Genomic DNA, 26,950 nt, shown 5'->3' on the forward strand with positions numbered 1-26,950 from the left:
CAATACCCATCCCTTCTTCCTGCCGCCTATACAGGGCTCGCCCGACATCGCCGAGCGGCGAATCCCGGCATGCTTTGCGTCTGTTTCCACTGATGCGGAAGACTCGATGAGCCAGGTAAAACCTACTGATGCGCAAGACCCGAAAATCGATTCATTGCTGGGGGATTTGGGCGAACTGATTCGCCAGGCGCGGCAAAAAGTGCTGCGTGCGGTTGATACGATTCAAGTCCAGACCTGTTGGCAGATCGGCCGGCATATTGTCGAGTTTGAACAGCAAGGGGCGCAGCGGGCGGGGTATGGCAAGCAGTTGCTGGCCTTGTTGGCGAAGGATCTGACGGCGCAGTTCGGGAAGGGGTTTGATGCTTCCAACCTGCGCTATATGCGCCTCTTTTATCAGGCATTTCCAATTCGTGACGCACTGCGTCACGAATTGAGCTGGACCCACTATCGGCGGCTTTTGGGCGTCACCAGTGAAAAGGCTCGCCATTGGTACATGGAAGAATCTGCCAATCTGACCTGGTCCAGTCGCGCCCTTGATCGACAGATCAATACGCTTTACTACGAGCGACTGCTGATGAGTCGAGACAAAGCCGATGTGATCGAAGAGGCCACCACCCACATTGAAGCCATGAAACCCCATCCTCGGGAATTCATTCGCGACCCCGTCATACTCGAGTTTCTTGGGCTGCCGTCGGCCGGCAAGGTCAGGGAGAGCCGTCTTGAACAGGCCCTCATCGACCATCTGCAGGGGTTTCTCCTGGAGCTGGGTAAAGGCTTTTCCTTTGTCGCTCGGCAACAACGCATCAGTACCGATGGTGACGATCTGTACATCGATCTGGTGTTCTACAACTACCTGCTCAAATGCTTCGTGATCATTGACCTCAAGCGCGGCAAGCTCAGCGCCGGCGATGTCGGACAGATGGACATGTATGTACGCATGTACGACGAACTCAAGCGCAACGAGGGCGACAAGCCGACAGTCGGGATCATTCTGTGTGCAGAAAGCAATGATTCGGTCGCGCGTTACTCGATGCTCAAGGGCAATGAGCAACTGTTCGCCAGCAGTTACAAGACGATTCTGCCGAGTGAGGAAGAATTACGCGCAGAACTCAATCGGGAACAGGCCTTGATCGAAGAACGCCTGCTCATTCAATCGACTGAATAAACCTTCTGGATTGTTGCCGGGCGGCGCCGAGACTATCGTTGGCAACTTAACCGCAAAGGTGGAAAGCCATGACCTGTCAGGACACGCCCGCGATGCAGGATATGCAGTCAAGGTTGCCAATTTTGACCGCGGCGCAAGTTGAACCCTTCACGGAAGCCGCCGAGGATGGCTTTGCCCTGGGCGGCTTCACCTGGCGTCACGCCCTGCCCGATGCGCAACGCCCCGTAGTCATCATCAACGCCGCCACCTCGGTACGCTGCCGACACTACTCGCGCTTCGCCGATTACCTGTTCGCCAATGGCTTCGACGTGATCACCTACGACTACCGAGGCATCGGCGAATCGCGTCCGGCAACCCTGAAAGGCCTTGAGGCTTCATGGACCGATTGGGGCGCGCTGGATTTCGAGGCGATGGTCAAACGCGCGCAACGGGAGTTTCCCGGCCAGCCAATCGATGTGGTCGGCCACAGCTTCGGCGGTTGCGCGGCTGGGCTCGGCGAGTCCGGGCAGGTCATTCGTCGACTGGTGACGGTCGGCGCGCAGTTCGCTTACTGGCGCGACTATGCACCGGCACAGCGCTGGCGCATGTTTGGTAAATGGCATTTGCTGATGCCGCTGCTGACGCGGCTCTGTGGCTATTTCCCGGGCAAACGCCTCGGCTGGCTGGAGGACACGCCAACAGGCGTCGTACGCGACTGGAGCACGCCTGCCGCGCGCTACGAGCAGCGTCCGAGCGGCCGCCGACTGCTGAAAGCAAGCGGTCGCCTGCCCTTCGCCAATGTCCGCGCAAAGACCTTGGCGATCAGCATCAGCGACGACCCTTACGGCACGATCCCGGCCATCGAACGCCTGCTCGGCTACTTCAGTCATGCGCACAAAACCCACTTGCGCATCGAGCCGCAGGACATCGGCGAACAACAAGTCGGACATTTCGCCTTTTTTCGTAGCGCATACCAAGCCACACTATGGCCCATCGCTCTGACCTGGCTGCAAACCGGCGAGTTGGCCCCCGACACACCCGGGCGGCCAGTGCCACGCAGCTGAGCCCTTTCAACGCACGACGGAACACACCATGGCCTCCGCCAACAAGCAGCAAAAACGCGCCGCCCGGGCCAAGACCAAGGCCAAGCAGAACCGCAGCAAACGCGCCGAGGCGCCGGTCGAACTCGACCCGAACGATGACCGTATCGACTTCGAGTCGGTGGACCTGACCGAGCTGTTCAAGAAAATGATCGACGCCGAGAAGATCAGCCAGCAAGCCATGTGCACCGCGTTCCTCGAAGACCCGCTGCTGGAACTGGTCTACGAGCAGGAAGGCGAAGAAGGCGCGATGGATTTCATCCTCGCCGCGCTGATCGAGTATCGCCAGTGGTCCCAGGAAACCGACGAAGCCGGCGCCCTGGCGTGGATCGAATCCCCGGCCTTCCAGGCCGACTATGTGGCGGCGTCCGACGCGATCGCCGCACAAACCCAACAGAAGAACTGAGTTCCCATGGCATCCCTGAACAAGCAACAGAAACGCGCCAAGCGCGCCAAGGCCAAAGCCAAGCACATCCGCATGGTCGGCCGTAAGCCGCTGGACCAGGACGACAACCTCGGGCATCTGGACGAGCCGATCCCGGAATACACCCTCGCAATGTTCAGCAAAATGCGCGACGCCGAAGCCGTCAGCCGCAACGAAATGCTGCTGACCCTGCTGCGCGAACTGGCGTTCATCATCGTTGACCATCCAGAGCTGCTGGACATGGAAAATGCCGAGAACGAAGGCATGGCCGCCACTCACCTGGCCGCCGACATGCTGATCGACTACCGCATGTGGGCCGACGGCATGGACATCGAAACCGCCCAGGCCTGGCTGACCGAGCCACAGTTCATCACCGACTTCGGGATTGCGCTGGATACTTACGGCAAGTCGCTGGACACCCAGGAAGACAAGGGCGAATAAACCCCGCGCACAAACAAAAACGGCCGCTCGTCATCACTGACAGCGGCCGTTTTGCATTACGCGTTACGGATCAGTTCAACACCACCGCACCACGGTTTTCCAGCTTGCGGCGGCGCGCCACCAGCAGGCCTGCGGCAACGACCATGAGGCTCAGCAGGCCGGTTGCGAGGATTTCCACGCGGTGGGCTTCCTGGAACAGCATGATAGTCAGGGCCGCGACGATGAAGATGATCACCGCGTAGGTCAGGCCCGGAAACAGCCACATGCTGAAGACGATTTTCTCGCCGCGGGCCATGCGTTGTTTACGCATGCGCAGTTGCGAGAACGCGATCACCAGGTACACCAGCAGCGCGATGGCGCCGGAGCTGGCCAACAGGAATTCGAACACGGCAGCCGGGGCCACGTAGTTGGCGAAGGTGCAGAGGAACGCCGCGCCGGTCGACAGCATGACGGCCCAGTAAGGCGTACCGCTTTTGTTGACCCGAGTCGACATGGCCGGTGCATCACCGCGCTTGCCGAGGGAGAACAGCATGCGCGACGAGGTGTACAGCGCCGAGTTCAGGCAGCTGGTTACCGCGACCAGCACCACGATGTCGACGATCATTTTCGCGTTCGGAATGCCCATGCGCTCAAGCACGGTCTGGTAGGAACCGAGGTTGGCCAGCGTAGGATCGTTCCACGGTACCAGGGCCACAACGATGAAGATCGATACGAGGTAGAACAGGCCGATCCGCCAGATCACCGAGTTGGTGGCCTTGGAAATCTGCTTGCCCGGGTTCTTCGATTCCGCAGCCGCGATGGTCACGATTTCGGTACCCATGAACGAGAACATGGTGGTCAGGATTGCGCCCAGCACCGCGCCCATGCCGTTTGGCAGGAAGCCGCCGGAATCAAACAGGTGCGAAACACCGCTGACCTGGCTGTTCGGCAGGAAGCCGAAAACGGCCGCAAGACCCAGCGCGATGAAGCCGATGATCGCCAGGACTTTGATCAAGGCAAACCAGAATTCGAATTCACCGTAGTTTTTCACGCTGAACAGGTTGGTGACCGTCAGCAGCATGGTGATGATCAGTGCAAACGCCCAGATCTCGATCCCCGGGAACCAGGCATGGAGAATGGTCGCGGCGGCGTTGGCTTCCAGTGGAATCACCAACACCCAGAACCACCAGTACAACCAGCCGATGGTGAAACCGGCCCAGTGCCCGATGGCACGGTCGGCGTATGTCGAGAACGAGCCGGTGTCGGGCGAGGCGACAGCCATCTCACCGAGCATGCGCATCACCAGCACCACCAGGGTACCGGCGGCGGCGTAGGCCAGCAGCACGGCGGGGCCGGCGGCAGCGATCGCGTGGCCGGAGCCAACGAACAGACCTGCGCCGATAACACCGGCGATCGACAACATGGTCACATGACGCGGTTTGAGCCCCTGTTCGAGGCCATTGGAGCTTGGGGTACTGCTCATCGGAACTACCTTTGCGAGGAAAGCGATTGCGTCCGTCCTGTCTGGTTTTCCTTCTCGTAAAAAGAAACCAACAGGGCGTTCCAGATTCTGCACGCAATAAATGCGCCAAAATGTTTCAAACTCTTCTGGGCCGCGGTTTTCAGCGAGACCGGACAGTCATCGCAAGTCATTGGAATGAATGGCAATTCGCCAGAGCGTTACCCTGCGACTCACTTTTCAGACGATTCAGCGCACCAGAAACACACTGAAAAAGTGTGGGATGCACAATAAAAGGGCGATTCAGGAACGTTCGGCCGGATAGCGCTTCCAACACCCCGCCAAAGCTGGCAACATCGCGCCTTTTTTTACGCGACGCCCACGGGTTTGCACGATCAAACACCCGTTCGGTTGTTGATGGGGCGACAGTCTGCTGTGCCGATGCGACAACCTGCCACACGCCATCCGCTTACCGCCCGTAGCGCTGTTGGCTGCCATTGAAACGCTATGCTAGCTTGGCCGCCTCGCCAGGAAGGCCCGCCAACAGCAGGAGCGCAACATATATGAGGAACGCACATGGCTGAGGCCACGCCCGCGCTTGAAATCCGCAACTTGCACAAACGCTACGGACAGCTTGAGGTGCTCAAAGGCATCTCGCTGACCGCCCGCGACGGCGATGTGATCTCGATCCTCGGTTCCTCCGGTTCCGGCAAGTCCACGTTCCTGCGTTGCATCAACCTGTTGGAAAACCCGCACCAGGGTCAGATTCTGGTGGCCGGTGAAGAACTCAAGCTCAAGCCCGCCAAGAATGGCGAACTGGTTGCCGCTGATGGCAAACAGATCAACCGCCTGCGTTCCGAGATAGGTTTTGTATTTCAAAACTTTAATCTGTGGCCGCACATGAGTGTGCTCGACAACATCATCGAGGCCCCGCGCCGCGTGCTCGGCCAGAGCAAGGCCGAGGCGATCGAAGTCGCCGAAGCGCTGCTGGCCAAGGTCGGTATCGCCGACAAGCGCCACGCCTACCCGTCGCAACTGTCCGGCGGTCAACAACAACGCGCGGCGATTGCCCGCACGCTGGCGATGCAGCCGAAGGTGATTCTGTTCGACGAGCCCACCTCCGCCCTTGACCCGGAAATGGTTCAGGAAGTACTTAGTGTCATCCGCGCACTGGCCGAAGAAGGCCGCACCATGCTGTTGGTGACCCACGAAATGGGCTTTGCCCGTCAGGTCTCCAGCGAAGTGGTGTTCCTCCACCAGGGGCTGGTGGAAGAGCAAGGATCGCCTCAGCAGGTGTTCGAAAACCCGCTTTCGGCGCGCTGCAAACAATTCATGTCCAGCAACCGCTAACGGAGCAACATGCATGCAGAATTTTAAAAAGGTCTTCCTGGCCGCCGCCGTCACCCTCGCGTTCAGCGCCGGAGCCATGGCCGAGACCCTGAAGATGGGCATCGAAGCGGCGTACCCGCCGTTCAACAACAAAGACGCCAGCGGCAACGTGGTCGGCTTCGACAAAGACATCGGCGACGCCCTGTGCGCCAAGATGAAAGTCGAGTGCAGCGTGGTCACCTCCGATTGGGACGGCATCATTCCTGCGCTGAACGCCAAGAAGTTCGACTTCCTGGTCTCCTCGCTGTCGATCACCGAAGAGCGCAAGGGCGCGGTGGATTTCACCGACCCGTACTACTCGAACAAACTGCAGTTCATCGCACCGAAAGATAAAGACTTCAAAACCGACAAGGATTCGCTCAAAGGCAAGATCATCGGCACCCAGCGCGCAACGCTCGCCGGTACCTGGTTGGAGGACACCTACGGTAGCGATATCGAAGTCAAACTCTACGACACTCAGGAAAACGCCTACCTGGACCTGACCTCCGGTCGTGTCGACGCCATCCTGGCCGACAAGTACGCCAACTACGACTGGCTGAAAAGCGACGCCGGCAAGAACTATGAGTTCAAGGGCGATGCTGTCGTGGAAAGCGACAAGATCGGCATCGCCGTGCGTAAAGGTGATCCGCTGCGTGAGAAGCTGAACGCCGCACTGAAGGAAATCGTCGCTGACGGTACCTACAAGAGGATCAACGACAAGTACTTCCCGTTCAGCATCTATTGATCTGACCTGCGGGACCGGCACCGTGATCCGACGGCGCCGGCTCCCGGCCTTGCCTGCCGCGATTTGAAAAGAAATCCATGATTATCGACCTCTACGGATTCGGCCCGGCCCTCGCCGCCGGTGCGCTGATGACCGTCAAACTGGCTCTGACGGCCCTGTGCCTGGGACTGGTGCTCGGTCTGCTCGGCGCCTTGGCCAAGACTTCCCCGTACAAGCCGCTGCAATGGCTTGGCGGCACTTATTCGACGCTGGTGCGTGGCGTCCCGGAATTGCTCTGGGTGCTGTTGATCTACTTCGGTACGGTCAACCTGATGCGCAGCCTCGGTGAGTTTTTCGGCAATCCCGACCTGCAACTCAGCGCCTTCGCCGCCGGCGTGATTGCGCTGGGCCTGTGCTTCGGCGCCTACGCCACGGAAGTGTTCCGCGGCGCGATCCTTGCCATTCCCAAAGGCCATCGCGAAGCGGGTGTGGCGCTGGGACTGTCGAAATGGCGGATCTTCACCAAGCTGATCATGCCGCAGATGTGGCGCATCGCCCTGCCCGGCCTGGGCAACCTGTTCATGATCCTGATGAAAGACACCGCGCTGGTGTCGGTGATCGGCCTGGAAGAAATCATGCGTCACGCGCAGATCGGCGTGACCGTATCGAAACAACCGTTCACCTTCTATCTGGTGGCGGCGGTCATGTACTTGGGCCTCACCGTGCTGGCGATGACCGGCATGCACTTCCTGGAAAAACGCGCCGCTCGCGGCTTTGCGAGGAGCGCTTCATGAACTGGGAAGTGATCATCAAGTGGCTGCCGAAACTGGCGCAGGGCGCGACCCTGACCTTGGAGCTGGTGGCGATTGCCGTGATTGCCGGCCTGTTGCTGGCCATTCCGCTGGGCATCGCCCGCTCCTCGAAGCTGTGGTACGTGCGCGCTTTGCCCTACGCCTACATCTTCTTTTTCCGTGGCACGCCGCTGCTGGTGCAACTGTTCCTCGTCTATTACGGCCTGGCGCAGTTCGATGCGGTGCGCAACAGCGCACTGTGGCCATACCTGCGCGATCCGTTCTGGTGTACTACCGCGACCATGACCCTGCACACGGCGGCGTACATCGCCGAAATTCTGCGCGGCGCGATCCAGGCGATTCCGCCCGGCGAAATCGAGGCGGCGCGGGCATTGGGCATGTCCAAACCCAAGGCAATGTTCTACATCATGCTGCCGCGAGCGGCGCGCATCGGCCTGCCGGCCTACAGCAATGAAGTGATCCTGATGCTCAAGGCCAGCGCGCTGGCGAGTACCGTGACCCTGCTGGAACTGACCGGCATGGCCCGCACGATCATTGCCCGCACCTACCTGCCGGTGGAAATCTTCTTCGCCGCTGGCGTGTTCTATCTGCTGATGTCCTACGTGCTGGTGCGCGGCTTCAAGCTGCTGGAGCGCTGGCTGCGCGTCGATGCCTGCCAAGGGCGTTGAAACTTCCCACGTGCTGACGGGCGAGGACCTACTCGCCCGTTTCACTGCGCTGGATGCTTTTCTGATTGAGCATCAGGCGCTGTGGAAACCTCGTCCGTTCACCCATCTATCGCTTCCATGGGAAACCGCCTACCCCGAATTGGCTTCGTGGCTACGCGGACGATCGCTGGAAGATGCAGAGCTTGTGCATAACCACCCTGCCGATCTCATCGATGCGCCGGAGCCGTTCGCTTCATTGGCGGCGTTGTCGGCTGCGCTGAGCGCAGTCGGAGAGTTGCCGGGACATGCGCTGGAAGCGGCAGGCCATCGATTGAATGTCGATGTGCCGGGGCGCAAGTGGCAGCAGATCGAGGCGTTCGCCAGTCGCTTGTCTTTTGCCTCGCAGCCGACGCACTGGCTGGACTGGTGTTCCGGCAAGGGACATCTGGGCCGACGCCTGTTGGGTACGGGGCAACAACTGACTTGTGTCGAATACGATCCGGCGTTGGTCGCCAGTGGTCAGGCATTAAGTCAGCGGCATCATTTGCACGCCCTGCATGTCGAGCAGGATGTACTGGCGGCAGACGCAGCGAGCGTTATAAGTGCTCAGCACACCCCGGTCGCCCTGCATGCCTGCGGCGATCTGCATGTGCGCTTGATGCAACTGGCAAGCGCTGACGGATGTCAGCAGATGGCCATCGCCCCGTGCTGTTACAACCGGATTGATCGCAGCGAGTATCAGGCATTGTCCTGCGCCGGCATGCGATCCGCCCTACAGCTCTCGCTCGAAGATCTGGCACTGCCAATGAGCGAAACCGTCACCGCCGGCGCACGCGTCCGACGTCAGCGCGACACCTCGATGGCCCGGCGCCTGGCCTTCGACCTGCTGCAACGGCAACTGCGCGGCGTCGACGAATACCTGCCCACCCCGTCCCTGCCCAGCGTCTGGCTGGACAAACCCTTCGCCGATTACTGCCGCGACCTGGCAGCGCTGAAAGAGTTATCCACAATCGGCACGCCAGACTGGCAGGCACTGGAAGCCGCCGGTTGGCAGCGGTTGGCCGAAGTTCGCAACCTGGAACTACTGCGCGGACTGTTCCGACGACCGCTGGAGCTTTGGCTGAACCTTGATCGAGCGATTTTCCTCGGTGAACAGGGGTATGTCGTACGCCTCGGCACCTTTTGCGACACCCCACTGACACCGCGTAATTTCCTGCTGCTGGCCGAACGCGCTTAAAATCTTTACAGCCTGTGGATAACTCTGTTGATGGTTTTCCCGTGGATCCAATATTCACGGCCGTTAGACCGCTTAAACAGCATTGGTCATTTTTTGTTCATATTGATAAAAAACCTGTAAAACAGGGATTTGCGCACAAAATGAGAACGTGTCCACAAAATCCCCTGCAATACTGCAGTTGCGTCGATCCGTTGTGCATAAGCTTCCAATCAAAACGACATAAACGGGTGAAATGGGTGCTTGAACGGTGCAGAAATCCTGCCCTCACGCTCATTCTGGCTTGATCGCGTAGCACCTCGGTTTTGCGGCTAAAAACTCGGCGACACCGCTCACGCAAAGCCTGATCCAGCGCCTGCGTAAAAATAGTCTGAATTCAGGGGTTTACAGAACCAACCCAATCGCTATAATCGTCGCCCACACGCCGGTATAGCTCAGTTGGTAGAGCAACTGACTTGTAATCAGTAGGTCCCGGGTTCGACTCCTGGTGCCGGCACCATACAAAACGAAGCCCCTGCAGAAATGCAGGGGCTTTGTCGTTTCTGGCGTTTGAATATGAAAAGCGCAACAGCTGAGTGTTCATGACTTTGACCATGAGGTTATGAGCGCTCACCCTATCTAAAAGATCTTTGCTGTAGATCGCGGCAACCCACACAAGACCGCCTGACTTCATCAGCGCAAAAGGCCTCCCCATGGAACAAAGCCAACAATCTGCAGACACGCCATTCAGCACCTCGCCAGCAGTTGAGATATCGAACTCCCCCACCGACAAAATTCAAATAAGCGAGCGCTGAAGGTCCGTCACAAGTTGATACGCGAAGTTGATTTTGACGCAGAGCTTTGCGCATAAACTCGCCGCCGACAACATGGAACAGGGAGTCAACTGATGTCTACATGCAAAAAAGCCTTGGAAATCCGCGAAGCATTTGAGGAGGCCGGAAACGCGCTCTCGTTATTCATCGATCTGTGCACATCTGATATTCAACTCACCCAACGCAGCATACTGGCCTTGTCGGCTTATGGCAGAACCTGCATGAACACCTTTGAGGACGCCGAACGCTGGTTGCGCAGTCAAGACGAGGCACGAGCCAACTTCCTCCCTGAACAGACCAAAGCAGGGAAATAAGTAGGAAATAAGGGACAGACCACTTTTTGAGCTGAGACTGTGGTCTGACTCTATTTTTCCCCACCTTATTTTGCTCGTGTCACTACGGAGCTTAGGTTGGCGAAAACGCTTTGAGAAACCCCGGCCTTCCTTTGCTCTTCAGTGGCCGCCGAGAGCGGCAGCAGCGTTACGCGCGAGGCCTTTCCAGCCTTCATCTGTCGTACAGACTCCATCAAGTCCGTCTGAAATCGCTCTAGCTCATTTGCCATGCCTTTTCTTCGCCTTCAGCTATTTTCTCCAACGCTCGCTTGCTGAACTTATGCAGCTTGAACCGAAAGCGAAATCCGCCTTCCAAGTTGCTGCAACGCACGCTCAACATTCTCGATTTTGGAGTGATGCAGAAAATCTACCAAGCGATCGACCTGGGGCCGTTGTACGCCGAGACGACGTGCCAACTCGGCCTTGCTTAAACCTGACTCCAAAAGCGTATTCCACAGAGCAACCTTTGCTGCAGTCAGCGCAGGCAGACGCAATACGACGCCACTTGCCTGTTCTCCTGCCTGCCCGGTCGGAATCAACCGGCGATCATCAACGTATATCGAGAGCGCCGTCTCGATTGCATCAATGGCGGTGTCCAACGCTTGCTCAAGGGTGTCGCCAACGGCGTGCATCTCAGGAATTTCTGCGCAGGTCAGCCAGACACTGCCCGGCTCTTCGTGAACTTCCAACGCATATTCGAACATCACACTTCCTCAGATGGGTACAGCCGGGTCTCAATCCTTGAGGCCCAGCTGCTTGATTATCGATTTTCTCAACCCTTCGCCCATTTCCTTGGCTCCATGGTCGGGAAACACAGTTGATTTGCCATTCAAGGAAACCTTGAAGTGACTTCCCTTGCCGGTTTGAAACTCAACGCCTTGGGCTTTCAACCATCGCCGAAACTCGCTGTACTTCATGTGCATCACTCGCCGTTTCGGTGAAGCGAATGTGCAACATATTTGCTGCGAGCGCAACATAAGTGTTGCACTACACAGAGATGGCAACGGCCACCACCTGGCCACGATTGCGCACCCGTCCTCCGCAAGCTACCGTCAAACCCGTCGCTGCCAATTCAGCGACCGGGCCTGAGAACCCGCGTAAGATACAGGCGCACCAGCGCCCAAAATCACGATTGCCGGCGCTTTTTTGTGTCCGCACTCACGTGTAATGGCGGCTGTGCGTGGGAGACCTTCGGGTCTGCCGGGTTCCTGTATCTCCGGTTTCTCAGCCTGCGCATAGCTGCCACCCTTTCGCCTGAGAACGAAAATGGCGGCTCTCATTTGATACAGGGAGTTCACAAATGAATGCCATCGATCCATCCGTAATCCGCCGCGCTGCCACACCGGTCACCTCACACCACGCCTTACGTACGGCAGGTGAAGCGAAATGACCGACTACCTCGATTTGAAAACACCAGGCCTTACGCACTTTTCCTTCCAGGCCAATCAAGCGCTGTTCCGCACCAATCGTGGTGTTCCAGTGATGGCCGCCCTCTCGCACGCCTCACACTTGCTTCACATTTCCAAGTTACTGACTGCAGATTCCACAGTTTCTCGCGATCCTGACCTTCACGCTTACGCCTCGCAGTATCTGCAGGAGTTGAGCAAGGCGCTGATTGACGATGTGGTGAAAGTTCTGGATGCGCCAACAGCAAGCCATTGACGTAAACCGCCAAAAGAAAGCCCTCGCATACCGCGAGGGCTTCTTGTGTTTCAAACCTGACTGATCTCAAACACAAACGAAATCCTGCGTTGACTCGCACTCCACACATAACGCAGATGTTTGCCCTGCTTCGGAATCGACACCGCTGGCGGCCGGAAAGCGGCGACACATTCGTGGCCCGGCAGGCGAACGCTGCTGTAGAGCATCCCCCACGATTCAGACTCACGCAGTTGTCGGGCAAACGCCTGGGATGGGCCATAGGCGTCTGGATCGGGTTGATGCAAATCGGGAAAGTCATCACGAACATCATGCAGCGGCTTAACCACACGATTGACGTAAGTGCGCATGGTCAACTCAAGATCCGCCTCGTTGGTGGCCGCGAGGAAACGTTCCTGGTGATAACAAGTCTCGGCGATAGCCGCAGCCTGGCTGCTGGCGGCGTAGTAGACGCCGAAGGTGCCATCGGTGAAGCGGCTGCTTTTGCCGATGTGGGTGAACGCCGCCATCACCGGGGTTGAACCGGGGCCGGAGAGTCGGTCTTCTGGACGCACGCGGGCGAGGACGCCGGCCTGCTCGATCAGGCGATCGTTGGTCAGTGCTTCCAGCGCGTAGGCGATTTCCAGGTCTTCGGGGTCGAGTACGTCTTCGAACAGCGCAATCGGCGGGAAGCTGCTGTTGACGATCCGGTAGGCCTTCGGCCATTGCGGCTCAGCCAGGGGCGGGGCCTTCAACCGCGCACCCCGTCGAGGTAGCGGCGCACGTCGGCGATATCGACCACCCTCCCCGCGAGCATGTAATCCAGCGCCGTTCGACCATTGAATGGCGCAGCCGTGTTTGGGCTGCTGACCCACGTATAAGCACGCTCGCGACTGTTGCTGAAGATGATGCTCAAGGCCTTGTGAATGCCCATCAGATACGAGATGCGCTCCAGCGTGTCGTGCGGCAGGCGAATATTCGGCGGCAGGTGTTTGTACTTGTAGAACGTGGTGTTGCCGACGCCACCAAGTAACGTGCGCTGCTGTTCGGCGTTGCAACCCCAGCGCTCCATGAGATTGAAGAAAAACTTCAGCGCGACGCGCCCGGCTTCGGGGACGTCGAGTTGTTCACGCGGGGTGAGGGCTGGGGATGAGGTAGGCATGGTCGTCCTTTTTAACTGTCGCGCAACTGAGCGTAGTACAAAAATGAATATTTTCTATGAAAATATTCATATACGAATAAACGCCTGAGAATCCCAAGTTGACACGTTAATGTCCCGTGGCAGAGGATCTGCCTCAAGAGCGCGAAACCGACTGCCATCAGGTGGCGATAGTCGGCGTTAGGAACCCCGTTGATGACCTGAAAATCAGCGCTCGGGTGAGACCTCTTCCCCCGTTCAAGGGAGCAAAAAGCCGACAACAATGTCGGTTTTTTTGCCTGTTTTACTTGAGCATTTCGCTTGCCTGGTCGGAGTGCTGGCGAACTTTCCCTATGTGCATTCACATGCGGACGCTCTTCAGCGCCCCGTAAATGGCAGCTCCAGAGTCGCAACAACCCGGTGGCGAAGAAATTGGAAAGCCTCCCTGATGCTAAGGGCACTCGCGCTCATAGCTGAAAAATATCCGCATATGTCGCCGGGGAAATTACAGGAGCCATAAGCCGTTTTTCCTCGAAAAACCCACCCTGCGCACCAAAACCACGCACTTTTCTTGACCCCAATCACCCCCACGTCATCAAAAATCCCGATCCTGTGTCAGCTTCCAGCCATCGGCGGGGACATCAATTCGCTACTAAACCCGCGACAACTATGCTCAGGTGCTGGAATATAGCCGGCATATGACGCCGGATCGGCAGTCTCGTAAACAACAATACCCAGCCCACTTCAGAGGGCATTACCCATGGATAGCAGAACCTTACGCAACCTCATGCGCATCGTGCAGACCGGCTCGTTGTCGGCCGCAGCCGAGCATTCGTGCCTGACCGTGCAGGCCCTGGCCGCACAGTTGAACAAGGTCGAAGAGCAGTTCGGTTTCCGCTTGTTTCGTCGTTCCAACAAAGGGCTGACGCTGACGCCGCAAGGCACGGAGCTGACGCCCTACATGGACAAAGTGCTGATTGCCACGCGACAGATGGAAGAAAAGGTCGAGGCGCTCAAGGTGCCGGGCCAGCGCACATTGAAGGTTGCGTTGAACAACACGTTGTCGTCTGACTTCAACCGGCGAATGATCGGACGCCTGATCGAGGTGTTTCCCGATTACCAGATGGAATTCAGCTACGCCGAGTCGATGGAGAACCTCAGCAAGCTGAAGAATGAAGACTTTGATCTTGCGGTGTTGATCGGCCCGCAGCGGCCGGGTTTGCCGAGCATTGTTTTGCCGGATGTGCAGGTGCAGGTGGTCGGTGCCCATTGCGGGCAGGAAAACGATCCACTGACGTTGCTGGGCAACAAGTTTCAGGTGCGTCCTGCGGAAGATTGTCCGTATTCCCACAGTTTCCTGCGTTTTCTCGACGCCGGACTGGGCAATCACGAGAACGGTCAACGCATGGTCTATTCCTGCAGCGAAACCCTGACCCTGTCGCTGATCACGCAGATGGACGCGGTGGGCATGGTGTCTCGTGAGGCCGCGCAAAAGAACGGCCTGACGATTTTCCCCGGATTCGAGGATTTCCTCGAAGTGCGTCTGGCGGTGAACAACCCGAACCTGTCGGGGCAGGCCCTGAATGACGTGGTCGATCTGCCGCTACATGAACGAGCCGAGCGCAATGTACGCAGCCGTCCCAACCGCCACACTGAGAAAGAGGTTTTTGCTGAAATACGCACATAACAACGTCGGAATGGCTGCATAAAATTCCGGGCGATCGAGCTGTAGGTGCTGATCCTTGATCAACAAGGGTGTCAGGCTGATCGCAGCGACGATCGCCACCGGCAGGTATTCCAGCGCCCGCGCAACGAACGGCGGCCAGTGCTCGGTGTTGACTTGCAGCGGCAGCGCGCGTGGCAGGAAGGTCACGGCCATCATCAGCGCGACCACCAGAATCAGGAACGTTTGGTCAGGCATACACCCACTCCGCAGCCCACGAACGTGGCGATGAAAACGTTGAACGGCGAAGTACCGACCAGGCTCAGCGCGCCCATGCAGACGACGGCAGCCGCGGCGGCGATGAGTTTGTTGCGGGTGTTGCACAGCGACACCAGCACGTAGAGCATCATCGCGGTCAGTGCGTAGTCGAGCTGATATTTGATCAGGTGCGATGCATATTGCGCGCAGATAGCGCCCAACAATCCGCCCAGCACCCAAGAGGTGTGGCAGAACAGGTTGAAGCCGATCAGGTAACGGATGTTGACCGGCGCGCCGGTGCCCAGTTTGACGCTGTGGAACGCAAAGGATTCGTCGGTCAGGCCACCGGCGTAGGCCCAGCGCTCCATGCGGCTGAGCCCCAGTGCGCGCAGGGCCTTGGCCATGTACACCGACATCAGCATGTGCCGTGCATTGATCAGGAAGGTGGTCAGCACGATGGTGGTCAGCGAAGCGCCGCTGGAGATCAGCGCCAGTGCGGCGAATTGCGAAGCGCCGGCGTAGACGAACAAGCACATCGCCACCGGCAGCCACATCGGCAGCCCGGCGTTGACCGCCATCAGCCCGAACACGAACGACACCGTGAAGTAACCGGCCACCACCGGGCTGGCTTCGGCAAACGTGCGCGATGGCTGATGAGCAGCCATCAGCGGCGCACTGCCGGACGTTTCATTCATAGATCCCTCTCAAATGTCCGCTCGCCGTGGGGTTCGCAAAAACCCTGGGCAGCCCAGAATCGCTTGCCCGCGAGGTTAGCATCGTCGACGAACAGAAACATCCGTAATACACCGACCCGTTTCATGTCGGATGACGCCGCTTCCACCAGCCGCTGGCCGACGCCCTGGCTGCGGTAGCGCGGGCTGACCGCCAAGTGGTTGATGGTGCCGCGACTGCCGAGCATGCCGCCGAGCACCGCACCGACGATTTCGCCTTCTACGTCGAAGGCCAGATAGGCCGTGGTGGTCTTCTGGATCAATACACCGCGCAGGCATTTGGCGTCCTGCCATTCGCAGAACGACACTTCGTCGAACTGCCGGAAGAAGCGCTCCATGCGCTGCGCGTCCTTGGCGGTGGCGCGTCGCAGCACCACCGGCGTCGAGCACTCGACGCCATCGATTGGGGTGATCTGATTAGCGAACAATGTCGAAAGCGGTCCCGGGCCGCGAGAAGGAAATCGCCAGAATCTGCCGGTACGCCATGGCATGCGTGTGGGTGTTGCGCGCCGGAGTCACGTAATGGCGCATGTCGCGATCAAGGAAGTACGTGGTGTCGAGGATTTCCTTGTAGGTGGTCGACGCCAGTTGATGCTCGTGAACATCGTACAAACGGCTTTCCGCGCCCTCGACGTTGTTGCGCCCCCAGAAGTGCACACCACTGAACGGATAGCCGTCGCAGTGAATCCCTTCCGGGGTGATTTCCAGTTGCTTGCCGGGTTTGATCTCGATGCGGATCTGATGAATCTGGCACTGCCAAATCTCATCGTGCAATTCTTCCGGCAACACGCTTTTGTACACTTCAAAATCGGTGTCGATCAGGCTGCGCATTACCGGCGAAGTGATCACTTCATCAGAGAAGTCCTGAAAGTGCCGCACAACACCGCCCACGTAGGCGTTGTTCTCTTTCGACTGCACGTACGCGCGATGCTCGAGTTGCTTCAATTCACGTGTTTTCGGGTTGTACTCAAAGTCGCTGTAACGACGGTAACGCATGCCGGCTTCGGCCTGACCGTAGTAACTGTCTGGCTCCATGTTTTCCCAACTTTTGGTCAGTCTGACGAAGTCGGCAAAATGACCGTAGAGATTGAAGTCACCACCCTGGACGTTGACATATTTGTCGCGCCGTAGCGATTCGCCCACTTCTCTGTTCAAAACGATCATTACCAAATTCTCCGCTGCGTTGAGCGGCCTAATCTATTAGGTGGAGAATTTGCGTCCATGAGAAAGAATTTCAGGCATTTAAAGCCTTGCTTGAAACGGTACTTGAAGACGCTTCAAAACAACTTTTACGTGACAAAAACACGGGTTTTTTACGGTTTTTGCGAAAAAGACGTCGAAAAAAAACCCCGAGCCAGTCGGGGTTTTCTCATGTTTCTTACACCGGATCGTTCATCAGAAGATGTTGATCGGGTAGTCCACGAACACACGCACTTCGTTGCCGCTGCTGTTGTAGTCGGCGGATTTCTGCGACACGCGCAGAATCGAGCTGCGCAGTTTCACGCTAAGGTCTTTCGCCGGACCGCTTTGCACGACGTATTTGACCTGGTTGAAGATCTCACGCTCGGTGCCGCCACTGCTGGTGTCGGTGGTGATGTTGTCGCCACGCACGTAAGCAAAGTTGTAGCTCAGGCCAGGTACGCCAAAGGCACCGAAGTCCAGGCCGTAGCCCAGTTGCCAGCTGCGCTCGTCTTCAGCGTTGAAGTCCGACCAGTACGAGTTGGCCAGGTAAATGGTGTTGCCACCGTCGCCCTGACGACGACCATCGTTCTGATAACCGCCGTACGGATAACCCAGGTTGCTGTCACCGGTACTGCGCTGGTGCGCCACGGTGAACGAGTGCGGGCCGGTGGCGAATGTGGCCGCCAGGCTCCAGATCTTGTTGTCCTGGCCGCCGGTGTTCTTGATGTCGGCATAGGACTTGTCGAGCTTGGTGCGATAGCCGTTGAAGTCCAGGGTCAGGGACTGATCCTTGTCGATCGGGAACACGTAGTTGGCGTTCACGTACTGCTTCTTCATGACGTCTTCAACGTCGGAAGCGTACAACGCCGCCTTGAACTGTTCGGTGAACTGGTAGCTACCGCCCAACACGTTGATCGACTTCAGACCACCGCTGTCACGGCCTTCAGCGCTTTTACGCGATTCGGCGGTGAAACGACCGGCGTCCAGTTGCAGGCCTTTGATCTCTTTGGAGGTAATCAAGGTACCGGTGTAGCTTTCCGGCAGCAGACGCGAGTTATCGTAGTTCAGCACCGGCAGGGCCGGCATCTGGTCGCCGTAGGTCAGCACGGTGTTGGACACGCGGAATTTGACCGCAGCGCCACCCTTGGACAGGTCGTCAGCCGCATTGCCGCTGTCACCCTGTTTGAAGAAGTCGATACCACCGGCGCCGCTGCGGCCCTTGCCGCCATCCAGACGCAGTGCGTAAAGACCGAAAGCATCGACACCCACACCCACGGTGCCTTGGGTGAAGCCGGAAGAGAACGTACCGATGGCCGCCTGGCCCCACTCGGCTTTGTCCGGGTTGCCGTCTTTGTAATCACGATTGATGTAGGCATTGCGCAGCAGCACTTTGAGGCTGCTGTCTTCTACAAAACCCTTGGATTCGGCTTGGCCGTCAGCCATTGCCGAAGTGGCACTCAACATCCCCAGTGCGATCAGACTGATTCGCTTGTTCAACATTTTGTTTTCCTTATTACGGGTTGAAACGCGCTGTGTCGAACGGCTGAAACGGCGCTATTGCACTCTTTTTTCACCCCGAAACAAAAAGACCCACCCACGGCAAAACCGTGTCGGGCCCTTTTATTATTTTTGAGTCATGGCGGTTGGCCACAGGCGTTGGGCCGAATCGTAGCCGCGCCCTCAATAATGTGTCAATTTCAAGAATCGTCTTTAAATAGGTAAAAATCGTCTAAGAATCGTAAATTTTGCGATAGCGTATTGCTCGGAAATGCGCTCAGCCAGTGAATCCAGTGCGATTACGCGCAACCGTCGAGACCGCATTGCGCGGGGGATTGCCCCGACTCAACAGTGACAACCGCTTGCCCCAACCAGTCGGCGAAGGCCCGCGGTTTGCCAAGCCATGGGCTGATGTCGATCAAGGTGAATTGCCCGTCCCGCTCCAGCGCCAATGTCGGAAATCCCTGGCCGCCCAGTTGTGCCAAGAGTTCTCGGCTGGCTTTTACATGCGCTGTCGTATCAACGGATTTAAACGCAGCCGCAAAGGTGTCCTCGGTGTAGCCCAACTCCCGGGCGAGTTCGAAAAGTACGGATTCATCGGCAATCCGCCGTCCTTCCACGTAATGCGCCGTCTGCAAACGTCCGAGCATCTGCAAACCGCGACCGTCGATGGACTCTGCCGCCATCACCGCCGCAATCGGCGGCGTCGAATCGAAGACCGCCGAGTGATCACGCAGCAGACCTTCGAAATACGCTTCGCCAAAGGGTTGTCCGGTGTATTCGGCAATGCGCCGGTCGTGGGGCATGACGTAATCGCGCAGTTGCGGCGAAACTTGCTGGCGATTCGCGCCGCTCATCATTCCGCCCGCATGGGCGACGACCGGCAGTACTTGCTGCGCCGCTTGCACCAGCGGTTTGGCGCCGTAGCACCAGCCGCACAATGGGTCGTAGATGTAGTGAAGGATCATGGGAGAACTCCGGCAACAAAGTAGAAATATTCGATGCCGGCAGACTATTCCTGCGCGTGTTGGGGAAAAACGCCGGAATGGCTCTCAGACTGTTTCGAGAATCGGTCGAATGGATCGACCGGTCAGGATGTATCGAAATCGACATAAATTGAAACAATCTGACAGGGGAACTTCTCAGGAATAAATTACGGGAGCAAATGCAAAGCATTACCATTCGCGCGTTTGAATTTCCTTACCCTTTCGGATGCGCTTTTCCATGCCTGCCCCGTTCCGCCTCACGCCTGTCACCCTTGGATTGTCTGCCTTTCTGTCCAGCGGTTTTGCTTACTCCGCCACCGAACTGCCCGCCACCGCGATCAGCGCCGAAGAACAAGCCGAGGACCCGCGCGTCAAGATCAGCAACACCGCGACTCGCACCTCCACCCCGGTGCGTTACGTGCCGCAGGCCATCGACTCGATCAAGACCACGAACGTCGCCGACTACGGCACCAATGACATCGGTGACGCCCTGAGCGGGATTCCCAACGTCAGCAGCAGCGCTGACACGCGCTTCGACAGCCTGCGCATCCGCGGCTTCGACGCCAGCAACGACTTCTATCTGGACGGCATCCGCGACGACAGCCAGTACAAGCGCGACCTGCACAACATCGAGCGGGTCGAAGTGCTCAAAGGTCCGGCGGCGGTACTTTACGGCCGTGGCAGCCAGGGCGGGATCGTCAACCGCGTGAGCAAGCTGCCCGAGTTCGGTCGTCGTTCGACCATCGAGGCCCAGGGCGGCAGCGACGACCTGCGCAGCCTGTACGCCGACCTCAGCACCGACCCCAGCGAAAACCTCAGCCTGCGCCTGAACATGGGCAACATGGATGAAAACAGCTTCCGCGACGGCGTCAGCGGCAACCGCCAGCTGTTCGCGCCGTCGATGAGCTGGCAACTGACCCCAGACTTGAACTGGCTGGTGCAATACGAATACAGCCGCTACAACCGCACACCGGATCGCGGCATTCCCGGTGTGAATGGCCGCCCGGCGGATGTCGGTCGCGACACCACCTACGGCAACGATCACGATTTCATCGACGATAAGGCGCAGTCCCTGCGCTCGAAACTCACCTACGAGATCAACGACAACTGGCAGCTGCGCCAGACCCTCGGCGTGTTCAAGCTCGACAGCGATTTCGACAACACCTACCTGACCAGCTTCGATCCGAAAACCAACAAGGTCGCGCGCCAGCACTGGCAGCAGGATCTGACCACCCGCAACGTCTACAACAACCTCGACCTGGAAGGTGGTTTCGATACCTTTGGCCTTGAGCATCGCCTGTTGACCGGCGTCGAGATCGGCAGCCAGCGCCGCGATCCGAAGTTGTACAACGCCGCGACCGGCAGGACCCCGGGCGCGCAGTCGGTGCCTTCCCTTGACCTGTTCAACCCCAACCGCGAGCTCCGTCATACCGGCAGCATGCAGGTGTTCAGCGACAGCCACACCGAAGTCGAAAGTCGCGCGGTCTACGTGCAGGATCAACTGCGCCTTGACGATCAATGGCAACTGCTGGCCGGCCTGCGCTACGACACGTTCGACATCGAGTCGACCAACCAGCTCAAGAACCTCACTGAGGATCGTGACAGCCACAGCACCAGCCCGCGCTTCGGGATTGTCTGGACGCCGCTGCAGAATCATTCGTTCTATGCCTCGTGGTCGAAGACTTTCTCGCCGGTTGGCGGCGGCCTGATCGGCATCACCCCGGGGGCTGCCGGCAATAGCAACGACTTGAGTCCGGAGCTGACCAAACAGAAAGAAATCGGCGTGAAAAGCGACTGGCTGGATGATCGCTTGAGCACCACGCTGGCGGTCTACGACCTGGAACTCTACAACCGCCGCACCAGCGACCCGAACGATCCGACCCTGACCGTCATGACCGGTCTTCAGCGCTCACGGGGTGTGGAGCTGACCGCCACCGGCAAACTGGTCGGCAACTGGTACATGCGCGGTGGCGTCGGCGTGCAGGACACCACCATCGAAAAGGATAACAACGGCCTGGAAGGTAAACGCGTCAACAACGTGGCCAAACACAACGGCAGCCTGTTTCTGACCTGGAAACCGGAGATGGGCTGGTACGGCGAAACCGGTCTGACCCTGGTCGGCCAGCGTTATGCCGACAACGCCAACACCACCGTGCTGCCGGGTTACGGCCGCTGGGATGCGCTGGTCGGCTACCGTTTCAAGGACTGGGACTTGCGCGCGGCACTGAACAACATCACCGACCGCGAGTATTACGCCTCGGCCACCAGCCAATATCAGATCCAGCCAGGCGCACCGCGCAGTGTGGTGATGACCGGTACCTACAGTTTCTGAATGCACACAAATCCTGTGGGAGGGGGCTTGCTCCCGAAGGCGTCATGTCAGGCAACACCATCGTCACTGACTGATTGCATTCGGGAGCAAGCCCCCTCCCACAGGTTCAATGTTCGCAATGGTTTTTGTGTCGTGCATAAAAAAGCGCCGCCATCCCGGCAGCGCTTTTACCAATCCCTGTTGTTTTTCTTATCCTTCCATCACAGCCCATAACGCTTCCAGTTCGGCCTCGCTGAACAGGCCAGCGGGGTAGCGCTCGATCATCATCCGGCGCGGATCAGGTTCCCTGATCTGACGCGTTCCATTGGACTTCAAAAAGTGCGCGACAATCTGGAGCGATTCGCCGTTGACGGCCATGGGATGCAAAGTCCGCTCGCTGACTACGTTCACTTCGGCGTTCATTTCAGCGCTCTCTCCCCGTTCGTGAGCGGCTACGTTATCCAAGGTATATGACAGAACTGTTGAAGTTCCCCCCTCTCCCTAGTGCACTTTGTCCGATACAAGAGCTATGCCAAGGTTTCCGATTTGTCGACAGGCGGATACAAACAAGCCCGCGGTCCAACAGGGCCGCGGGCTTGTTTGAATGTGTAGCAAGCTAATCTTTGCCTGGCCGATTTATGAATCAACTCAAGCTGTTACGTCTCAACTCACTCTTTGTGCGGGGCTGGCTGTTGTTGGGTAAGGCAGTGGATATTGCCGCCGCCCAGTAACAGTTCACGGCCCGGCACCATCACCACTTCGTGTTGCGGGAACAGCTTCTGCAGGATTTCCCGCGCAGGCGCGTCCATCGGATCGTCGAAGCTCGGCGCGATGATGCCGCCGTTGACGATCAGGAAATTCACGTAGGAACCGGCCAGGCGCACGGAAGGGTTGCGCTCCTGCGTACCGTCGACCGGATCGACACCGGCGCACTCCTCTTCGGTCGCGTACAGCGGCCCCGGAATCGGCATCTTGTGCACCGTGAACGGGCGCCCCTTGGCGTCGGTGCTGCTTTGCAGCACGTTCATTGCGGCCTGGCAGCGCGGGTAGTTCGGATCCTGCGGATCGTCGGTCCACGCCAGCAGCACTTCGCCCGGGCGCACGTAGCAGCAGAAGTTATCCACATGACCGTCGGTTTCGTCGTTGAACAGACCATCCGGCAGCCAGATGATCTTATCCACAGACAGATTGTCGCGCAGCACCGCTTCGATCTCTTCGCGGCCCAGGTGCGGGTTGCGGTTGTGATTGAGCAGGCACTCTTCAGTAGTGATCAGCGTGCCTTCGCCGTCGACGTGAATCGAACCGCCTTCAAGCACAAAACCTTCGGTGCGATAACGCGGGCTGCGCTCGATTTCGAGAATCTTGCCACCGACCTGCGAATCACGGTTCCACGGCGAATACAGACCGCCTTCAAAACCACCCCAGGAGTTGAAATCCCAGTTCACACCGCGCACTTCGCCGCTTTTGTTGATGACGAACGTCGGGCCGGTATCACGTACCCAGGCATCATCGCTGGACATCTCGACCACGCGGATATTCGGCACGTCTAGACGTGCGCGTGCGTTCTCGTACTGACCGGCCGACACGGCAACCGTCACCGGTTCAAAACGGGCGATGGCCTTGGCCACTGCAACGTGCGCGGCCTGTGCCGGTTTGCCACCCAGGCGCCAGTTGTCCGGACGCTCTGGCCAGATCATCCAGGTCTGGGTCTGCGGCGCCCACTCGGCCGGCATGTAGAAGCCATCGTCACGCGGGGTACTTTTCAAAGTGGTCATCGGATCAGGACTCCTGGGAACCGTCGAAGGGTTGCAAAGCGATGGCGACTTTATAACCGATAAATATCGTATTTTAAATGCTTTAAAATGACGCTCGTCTAAAAAAAACAGTTAAATACCGATACAAATCGAATTAGCACTGCCCCCCCCATGTGGGAGCGGGCTTGCTCGCGAAGGCGGCACATCCGTCGATATCACCTTTGAATGAAGAACCGTATTCGCGAGCAAGCCCGCTCCCACAAAAGCAGCGTTTACAAACCTTCTTCGAGTACCCGATCCAGCGTGTCGACAAAGAAGTCGACGCTGCGCCGCGAGGTGACCATCGGCGGTTTGATCTTGAGAATGTTCAGGTCATCCCCGGTCGGTTGCATGAAGATCCCCAGCTCGCGCAGGCGATCGCACAACAACGTGGTCTCCTCGGTGGCCGGCTCCAGCGTCTCGCGGTTGCGGATCAGCTCTACCCCCAGATAGAACCCGGAACCATGCACCGCGCCCACCAGCGGGTGTTTATCGATCAACGCCTCCAGCCGCGTCTTGAAATGCCCGCCAACCACCTGGGCGTTTTCCCAGAGCTTTTCTTCTTCCATCACATCCAGCACCGCCATACCGACCTGGCAGCTCACCGGGCTGCCACCGGCCGACGAGAAGAAATAGCCTTCGGCCTCTAGCGCCTCGGCGATTTCCCGACGCGTAATCACCGCGCCGAGCGGCTGGCCGTTGCCCATGCCCTTGGCCATGGTGATGATGTCCGGCACCACGCCCTGCTCTTCGAAGCCCCAGAAAAAGTGACCCATGCGCCCGTAACCGACTTGGACTTCGTCGGCGATGCACACCCCGCCCTGGGCCCGCACCAATGCGTAAACCTGCTTCAGATAACCGGGCGGCAGGGAAATTCCGCCGGCGTTGCCGTACACCGGTTCACAGATGAAACCGGCCAATTGGCGCTCCTGCGCGGCGATATGCGCCAGTTGCGCTTCGACGCTGCGTACATAATCCGGCGCAGAATCGAGGCCACGGAACTCACCGCGATAGATGTTCGGCGCGGTGACTGGATGCACCCAGTCCGGACGACTTTCCAGAGCACGAGGGTTATCGGCAACCGACGTAGACACCGCATCGGCGCCGACCGTCCAGCCGTGATAGGCCTCCAGCACGCTGAGCATGTCGCGCCCGCCGCTGTAGGCCCATGCCAGACGGATCGCCAGGTCGTTGGCCTCGCTGCCACTGTTGACCAGAAACACCCGATCCATGCCTTCCGGCGCCAGCTTCAGCAAGCGTTCGGAGAACTGCGCCACGGCTGCATAGTTGAAACGCGAGTTGGTGTTGAGCAGCGACCACTGTCGCGCCGCCACCTGAGCCATGCGCGGATGACCATGGCCGAGCACTGCAACGTTGTTGAGCATGTCGAGGTAGGAACGGCCCTGCATGTCGATCAGGTGATTGCGCCAGCCACGCTCGATGCGCGGCGGGTCGACGTAATAATGTTTTTGCGTGCGGGCGAAACTGGCGTCGCGTCGTTCGAGCAAGGTTTTCGCATCCAGCTCCGGCTCGGCATCGCAGGCCAGACCCAGCAAAGTGGCTGGCGATGGACACAGGGCCTGCCACGCTGCAGCGCGCGCAGGACTGCAGAACAATGGCGCATCCAGCGATGCAACGCGGCTCAACTGCACCTTCAACGGACCGTCGACCGAACCCAGCACCTGACCTTTGACCAGCGCCGCGCCGCTGTGCAGCGAGGCGTTCACGCCCCATAAGCGCACGCTGAGCTGTGGTCCGTCGAGTTGCAGCACACCATCCGCCGCGCGATGCAGCACACCGGCAAACGGCGCTTCCACCGCCGAGCCCTGCGGCACGCGCAACTCAACGTGCAGCGGGAACGTCTCCGGTTCCACTGCTGTGTCCACTCGCGTCTGCGACAAGCGATATTGCCCGTAACGACTGGCCGCCAAGCCATGCGCGGACGCGGCTTCAGTGAGCAGTCGTTGATCGATACCCTCCTGCTCCCAGTTGCCCGCCTCGAAATGCGGACTCAGGACGCCAAGATCGATCAGCGCAAATTCGCGCCCGACCAGCTCTGGCAACAGTGGCGCAAAACCCTCGCTGCCGACCGTCGGCAGACGCTGGCCGACTGACGTGAGGATCGCCGCTTCCATCAGCGCCAGGGGTACAGAACTGGCCACGTGGAAAATTTCCCATTCGTGGCCAAGGTTGTCGCGGCTATAGGTATTACCCGGATCGATGCTGACCTGTTGCTCGCCACTGAGCACCAGCACCGCCGCCCGCGCCACGATCAACGGCCACAACGCCAGCAATTCCTCATGTTGCAGTGGATTGACCGCGTGATAGGCCTGCACCGCCGGCAGAATCACAAACGGATCACCGCCGGCATGGTGCAGCAGCGCCGCGCACGTCACCGACAGATCGGTGATACGCCAGGTGCGCACCAGATCACCGAAGTCGATCACGCCCTGCAATTGCCAATGACGCTTGGCATCGCGTTGCCAGACAGCGTTATCGTCGGTGATGTCCATGTGGATCGCCTGCACCGGCAGCTTGTCCTGCAACGGCTGCAAGCGACGTTCGGCCTGTTCGGCGGCATGCGCGATCAAGGTGCGCTGGCGCTCATCCTGAATCACCGGCAGCAGATGGCTGATCAGCGCACTGGCGTGGCGGGCGTCCCATTGCAGCGTGCGCTGAAGGCCCGGGTGATCGAAGCCGGCCAGGGCCAGGTCCATCTCGCCACACAACCGACCGAATCCGGCCACCACGTCATGGCCCAAATGCTCAAGATGGGTCAGCGGCTGGCCTTCGATGTAATCCAGCAACCGCACGTGCACCGGCTCGCCGTCGGCTTCCAGCGACAACAGATCCTCGCCGTTACTGGCCGGGACCACTTTGGGCACGTGCACCGACGAATGCTCGGCAAGGTACTTGAGGCCTGCATGCTGAGCCTGCAACTCCACAAGTGCATAATCGCCGCGGCAGATTTTCAGGACAAAGCGCCCACGCTCACTGTCGACCCGATAATTCAGGTCCTGCTGACTGCCCAGCGCCTGTAGCGTGCCGCTGAGCCCGTAATGCTCGGCCAACCACTGCCGGGCCTGCGCTTCAGAAACCTGCGGGCTGGGCAAACTGGCGCGATGAATCAACGTGGCGAGCGGCATGGGACGACCCCTGAGATTTTATCAGGTGCCTATATCGCCATTGCTGCAGTGGATGCGCAACCCCCGACCGGAGATATTCAAGCGCTCGCATCCTTCGGCACTTTGCGCAAGAATGTCGGCCATTCACCCCT

General features: G+C 58.6%; 27 protein-coding genes and 1 tRNA gene. 14 read left to right on the plus strand and 14 right to left on the minus strand.

The genetic code is table 11. The features are described from left to right. The first annotated feature begins 106 nt into the window (after positions 1 to 106). The 4 genes from J1G18_RS24160 (at position 107) to J1G18_RS24175 (ending at position 3,109) form a co-directional block, all read left to right on the plus strand. The gene (locus tag J1G18_RS24160; RefSeq protein ID WP_223008851.1) at positions 107 to 1,165 is read left to right on the plus strand and encodes a YhcG family protein; all 1,059 of its coding nucleotides are present in this window, start codon (positions 107 to 109) and stop codon (positions 1,163 to 1,165) included. A gap of 68 nt (positions 1,166 to 1,233) precedes the next feature. Further along, positions 1,234 to 2,208 (plus strand): alpha/beta fold hydrolase, encoded by a 975-nt coding sequence (locus J1G18_RS24165; protein WP_223008812.1) that lies wholly within the window; start codon positions 1,234 to 1,236, stop codon positions 2,206 to 2,208. Positions 2,209 to 2,236: 28 nt separating this feature from the next. Continuing rightward, positions 2,237 to 2,650: a hypothetical protein gene (locus J1G18_RS24170; protein WP_123585613.1), complete on the plus strand. Its 414-nt coding sequence runs from the start codon at positions 2,237 to 2,239 to the stop codon at positions 2,648 to 2,650. A 6-nt stretch (positions 2,651 to 2,656) separates the two neighbouring features. Next, positions 2,657 to 3,109, plus strand: a complete 453-nt coding sequence (locus tag J1G18_RS24175) for a hypothetical protein (protein ID WP_027611244.1) — start codon at positions 2,657 to 2,659, stop codon at positions 3,107 to 3,109. A 70-nt stretch (positions 3,110 to 3,179) separates the two neighbouring features. On the opposite strand, the gene gabP is transcribed toward J1G18_RS24175, so the two are convergent. Continuing rightward, the gene (gene gabP, locus J1G18_RS24180) at positions 3,180 to 4,571 is read right to left on the minus strand and encodes a GABA permease (protein WP_027611243.1); all 1,392 of its coding nucleotides are present in this window, start codon (positions 4,569 to 4,571) and stop codon (positions 3,180 to 3,182) included. Positions 4,572 to 5,123: 552 nt separating this feature from the next. Between gabP and J1G18_RS24185 the strand changes: the two genes are divergently transcribed. From J1G18_RS24185 to J1G18_RS24215, 7 genes are all read left to right on the plus strand, one after another. Then, entirely contained in the window at positions 5,124 to 5,897 is a 774-nt protein-coding gene (locus tag J1G18_RS24185; protein WP_041071351.1) for an ABC transporter ATP-binding protein, read from the plus strand. Between the two features lie 13 nt (positions 5,898 to 5,910). Continuing rightward, positions 5,911 to 6,660: an ABC transporter substrate-binding protein gene (locus J1G18_RS24190; protein WP_223008813.1), complete on the plus strand. Its 750-nt coding sequence runs from the start codon at positions 5,911 to 5,913 to the stop codon at positions 6,658 to 6,660. Between the two features lie 77 nt (positions 6,661 to 6,737). Further along, positions 6,738 to 7,433 (plus strand): ABC transporter permease, encoded by a 696-nt coding sequence (locus J1G18_RS24195; protein ID WP_007961693.1) that lies wholly within the window; start codon positions 6,738 to 6,740, stop codon positions 7,431 to 7,433. After that, complete coding sequence (locus J1G18_RS24200) at positions 7,430 to 8,119, plus strand: ABC transporter permease (protein WP_007961692.1); 690 nt, start codon at positions 7,430 to 7,432, stop codon at positions 8,117 to 8,119. The genes J1G18_RS24195 and J1G18_RS24200 overlap by 4 nt, the downstream gene beginning before the upstream one ends. Then, on the plus strand, positions 8,100 to 9,335 hold the full coding sequence (locus J1G18_RS24205) for a methyltransferase (RefSeq protein ID WP_223008816.1): 1,236 nt from the start codon (positions 8,100 to 8,102) through the stop codon (positions 9,333 to 9,335). The genes J1G18_RS24200 and J1G18_RS24205 overlap by 20 nt, the downstream gene beginning before the upstream one ends. A 420-nt stretch (positions 9,336 to 9,755) precedes the next feature. Further along, a tRNA-Thr gene (locus J1G18_RS24210) sits at positions 9,756 to 9,831 on the plus strand. 387 nt (positions 9,832 to 10,218) lie between these two features. Continuing rightward, a complete protein-coding gene (locus J1G18_RS24215; RefSeq protein WP_095137947.1) occupies positions 10,219 to 10,458 on the plus strand; it encodes a hypothetical protein in 240 nt (79 codons plus the stop codon). Between the two features lie 296 nt (positions 10,459 to 10,754). Here J1G18_RS24215 and J1G18_RS24220 read toward each other — a convergent pair whose 3' ends face one another. Together J1G18_RS24220 and J1G18_RS24225 are read right to left on the minus strand one after the other, a co-directional pair. Then, entirely contained in the window at positions 10,755 to 11,180 is a 426-nt protein-coding gene (locus tag J1G18_RS24220; RefSeq protein WP_139053587.1) for a type II toxin-antitoxin system HicB family antitoxin, read from the minus strand. Between the two features lie 30 nt (positions 11,181 to 11,210). After that, a complete protein-coding gene (locus J1G18_RS24225) occupies positions 11,211 to 11,393 on the minus strand; it encodes a type II toxin-antitoxin system HicA family toxin (RefSeq protein ID WP_041071532.1) in 183 nt (60 codons plus the stop codon). A 469-nt stretch (positions 11,394 to 11,862) separates the two neighbouring features. Here J1G18_RS24225 and J1G18_RS24230 point away from each other — a divergent pair, with 469 nt between their 5' ends. After that, on the plus strand, positions 11,863 to 12,138 hold the full coding sequence (locus tag J1G18_RS24230) for a DUF3077 domain-containing protein (RefSeq protein ID WP_115985254.1): 276 nt from the start codon (positions 11,863 to 11,865) through the stop codon (positions 12,136 to 12,138). A 50-nt stretch (positions 12,139 to 12,188) separates the two neighbouring features. On the opposite strand, the gene J1G18_RS24235 is transcribed toward J1G18_RS24230, so the two are convergent. Continuing rightward, positions 12,189 to 12,869: an RES family NAD+ phosphorylase gene (locus J1G18_RS24235; protein WP_135294757.1), complete on the minus strand. Its 681-nt coding sequence runs from the start codon at positions 12,867 to 12,869 to the stop codon at positions 12,189 to 12,191. Continuing rightward, positions 12,866 to 13,276: an MbcA/ParS/Xre antitoxin family protein gene (locus tag J1G18_RS24240; RefSeq protein WP_007961687.1), complete on the minus strand. Its 411-nt coding sequence runs from the start codon at positions 13,274 to 13,276 to the stop codon at positions 12,866 to 12,868. The genes J1G18_RS24235 and J1G18_RS24240 overlap by 4 nt, the downstream gene beginning before the upstream one ends. 736 nt (positions 13,277 to 14,012) lie before the next feature. Here J1G18_RS24240 and J1G18_RS24245 point away from each other — a divergent pair. Beyond that, complete coding sequence (locus J1G18_RS24245; RefSeq protein ID WP_007961685.1) at positions 14,013 to 14,939, plus strand: LysR family transcriptional regulator; 927 nt, start codon at positions 14,013 to 14,015, stop codon at positions 14,937 to 14,939. Here J1G18_RS24245 and J1G18_RS24250 read toward each other — a convergent pair. From J1G18_RS24250 to J1G18_RS24275, 6 genes are all read right to left on the minus strand, one after another. Beyond that, positions 14,856 to 15,173, minus strand: a complete 318-nt coding sequence (locus J1G18_RS24250; protein WP_003220702.1) for an AzlD domain-containing protein — start codon at positions 15,171 to 15,173, stop codon at positions 14,856 to 14,858. The two genes, J1G18_RS24245 and J1G18_RS24250, sit on opposite strands and share 84 nt — an antisense overlap. Then, a complete protein-coding gene (locus J1G18_RS24255) occupies positions 15,152 to 15,868 on the minus strand; it encodes an AzlC family ABC transporter permease (RefSeq protein WP_223008818.1) in 717 nt (238 codons plus the stop codon). Before J1G18_RS24255 ends, J1G18_RS24250 begins: the two co-directional genes overlap by 22 nt. Continuing rightward, positions 15,865 to 16,242, minus strand: coding sequence for a GNAT family N-acetyltransferase (locus tag J1G18_RS24260; protein WP_130887682.1), 378 nt, complete (start codon positions 16,240 to 16,242; stop codon positions 15,865 to 15,867). Before J1G18_RS24260 ends, J1G18_RS24255 begins: the two co-directional genes overlap by 4 nt. Before the next feature lie 79 nt (positions 16,243 to 16,321). Beyond that, the gene (locus tag J1G18_RS24265) at positions 16,322 to 17,068 is read right to left on the minus strand and encodes a 2OG-Fe dioxygenase family protein (RefSeq protein WP_003220699.1); all 747 of its coding nucleotides are present in this window, start codon (positions 17,066 to 17,068) and stop codon (positions 16,322 to 16,324) included. Positions 17,069 to 17,299: 231 nt separating this feature from the next. Next, complete coding sequence (locus J1G18_RS24270) at positions 17,300 to 18,586, minus strand: OprD family porin (RefSeq protein ID WP_027611233.1); 1,287 nt, start codon at positions 18,584 to 18,586, stop codon at positions 17,300 to 17,302. 296 nt (positions 18,587 to 18,882) lie between these two features. Then, the gene (locus tag J1G18_RS24275; RefSeq protein ID WP_223008820.1) at positions 18,883 to 19,551 is read right to left on the minus strand and encodes a DsbA family protein; all 669 of its coding nucleotides are present in this window, start codon (positions 19,549 to 19,551) and stop codon (positions 18,883 to 18,885) included. A gap of 256 nt (positions 19,552 to 19,807) precedes the next feature. On the opposite strand from J1G18_RS24275, the gene J1G18_RS24280 reads away from it, so the two are divergent. Beyond that, positions 19,808 to 21,901 carry a TonB-dependent receptor gene (locus J1G18_RS24280; protein WP_223008822.1) on the plus strand — a complete coding sequence of 698 codons (2,094 nt, stop codon included), beginning with the start codon at positions 19,808 to 19,810 and terminating at the stop codon, positions 21,899 to 21,901. A gap of 189 nt (positions 21,902 to 22,090) precedes the next feature. On the opposite strand, the gene J1G18_RS24285 is transcribed toward J1G18_RS24280, so the two are convergent. The 3 genes from J1G18_RS24285 to J1G18_RS24295 all read right to left on the minus strand — a co-directional run bounded on the left by J1G18_RS24285 (position 22,091) and on the right by J1G18_RS24295 (position 26,819). Beyond that, complete coding sequence (locus tag J1G18_RS24285) at positions 22,091 to 22,303, minus strand: hypothetical protein (RefSeq protein WP_007961849.1); 213 nt, start codon at positions 22,301 to 22,303, stop codon at positions 22,091 to 22,093. A 245-nt stretch (positions 22,304 to 22,548) separates the two neighbouring features. Continuing rightward, positions 22,549 to 23,655, minus strand: coding sequence for an agmatine deiminase (gene aguA / locus J1G18_RS24290; protein ID WP_139053592.1), 1,107 nt, complete (start codon positions 23,653 to 23,655; stop codon positions 22,549 to 22,551). 251 nt (positions 23,656 to 23,906) lie between these two features. Then, positions 23,907 to 26,819 carry an aminotransferase gene (locus J1G18_RS24295; RefSeq protein ID WP_223008824.1) on the minus strand — a complete coding sequence of 971 codons (2,913 nt, stop codon included), beginning with the start codon at positions 26,817 to 26,819 and terminating at the stop codon, positions 23,907 to 23,909. Positions 26,820 to 26,950 lie beyond the last annotated feature (131 nt).

The sequence above is a fragment of the Pseudomonas sp. MIS38 genome (genome assembly GCF_019891575.1).
In the GTDB taxonomy this organism is placed as follows: Bacteria; Pseudomonadota; Gammaproteobacteria; order Pseudomonadales; family Pseudomonadaceae; genus Aquipseudomonas; species Aquipseudomonas putida_A.

Coding starts and splice junctions, on each gene's coding strand:
- J1G18_RS24160 (WP_223008851.1), top strand. CDS start 107: ATGAGCCAGGTAAAACCTACTGATGCGCAAGACCCGAAAATCGATTCA.
- J1G18_RS24165 (WP_223008812.1), top strand. CDS start 1,234: ATGACCTGTCAGGACACGCCCGCGATGCAGGATATGCAGTCAAGGTTG.
- J1G18_RS24170 (WP_123585613.1), top strand. CDS start 2,237: ATGGCCTCCGCCAACAAGCAGCAAAAACGCGCCGCCCGGGCCAAGACC.
- J1G18_RS24175 (WP_027611244.1), top strand. CDS start 2,657: ATGGCATCCCTGAACAAGCAACAGAAACGCGCCAAGCGCGCCAAGGCC.
- gabP (WP_027611243.1), bottom strand. CDS start 4,571: ATGAGCAGTACCCCAAGCTCCAATGGCCTCGAACAGGGGCTCAAACCG.
- J1G18_RS24185 (WP_041071351.1), top strand. CDS start 5,124: ATGGCTGAGGCCACGCCCGCGCTTGAAATCCGCAACTTGCACAAACGC.
- J1G18_RS24190 (WP_223008813.1), top strand. CDS start 5,911: ATGCAGAATTTTAAAAAGGTCTTCCTGGCCGCCGCCGTCACCCTCGCG.
- J1G18_RS24195 (WP_007961693.1), top strand. CDS start 6,738: ATGATTATCGACCTCTACGGATTCGGCCCGGCCCTCGCCGCCGGTGCG.
- J1G18_RS24200 (WP_007961692.1), top strand. CDS start 7,430: ATGAACTGGGAAGTGATCATCAAGTGGCTGCCGAAACTGGCGCAGGGC.
- J1G18_RS24205 (WP_223008816.1), top strand. CDS start 8,100: ATGCCTGCCAAGGGCGTTGAAACTTCCCACGTGCTGACGGGCGAGGAC.
- J1G18_RS24215 (WP_095137947.1), top strand. CDS start 10,219: ATGTCTACATGCAAAAAAGCCTTGGAAATCCGCGAAGCATTTGAGGAG.
- J1G18_RS24220 (WP_139053587.1), bottom strand. CDS start 11,180: ATGTTCGAATATGCGTTGGAAGTTCACGAAGAGCCGGGCAGTGTCTGG.
- J1G18_RS24225 (WP_041071532.1), bottom strand. CDS start 11,393: ATGAAGTACAGCGAGTTTCGGCGATGGTTGAAAGCCCAAGGCGTTGAG.
- J1G18_RS24230 (WP_115985254.1), top strand. CDS start 11,863: ATGACCGACTACCTCGATTTGAAAACACCAGGCCTTACGCACTTTTCC.
- J1G18_RS24240 (WP_007961687.1), bottom strand. CDS start 13,276: ATGCCTACCTCATCCCCAGCCCTCACCCCGCGTGAACAACTCGACGTC.
- J1G18_RS24245 (WP_007961685.1), top strand. CDS start 14,013: ATGGATAGCAGAACCTTACGCAACCTCATGCGCATCGTGCAGACCGGC.
- J1G18_RS24250 (WP_003220702.1), bottom strand. CDS start 15,173: ATGCCTGACCAAACGTTCCTGATTCTGGTGGTCGCGCTGATGATGGCC.
- J1G18_RS24255 (WP_223008818.1), bottom strand. CDS start 15,868: ATGAATGAAACGTCCGGCAGTGCGCCGCTGATGGCTGCTCATCAGCCA.
- J1G18_RS24260 (WP_130887682.1), bottom strand. CDS start 16,242: ATGGAGCGCTTCTTCCGGCAGTTCGACGAAGTGTCGTTCTGCGAATGG.
- J1G18_RS24265 (WP_003220699.1), bottom strand. CDS start 17,068: ATGATCGTTTTGAACAGAGAAGTGGGCGAATCGCTACGGCGCGACAAA.
- J1G18_RS24270 (WP_027611233.1), bottom strand. CDS start 18,586: ATGTTGAACAAGCGAATCAGTCTGATCGCACTGGGGATGTTGAGTGCC.
- J1G18_RS24275 (WP_223008820.1), bottom strand. CDS start 19,551: ATGATCCTTCACTACATCTACGACCCATTGTGCGGCTGGTGCTACGGC.
- J1G18_RS24280 (WP_223008822.1), top strand. CDS start 19,808: ATGCCTGCCCCGTTCCGCCTCACGCCTGTCACCCTTGGATTGTCTGCC.
- J1G18_RS24285 (WP_007961849.1), bottom strand. CDS start 22,303: ATGAACGCCGAAGTGAACGTAGTCAGCGAGCGGACTTTGCATCCCATG.
- aguA (WP_139053592.1), bottom strand. CDS start 23,655: ATGACCACTTTGAAAAGTACCCCGCGTGACGATGGCTTCTACATGCCG.
- J1G18_RS24295 (WP_223008824.1), bottom strand. CDS start 26,819: ATGCCGCTCGCCACGTTGATTCATCGCGCCAGTTTGCCCAGCCCGCAG.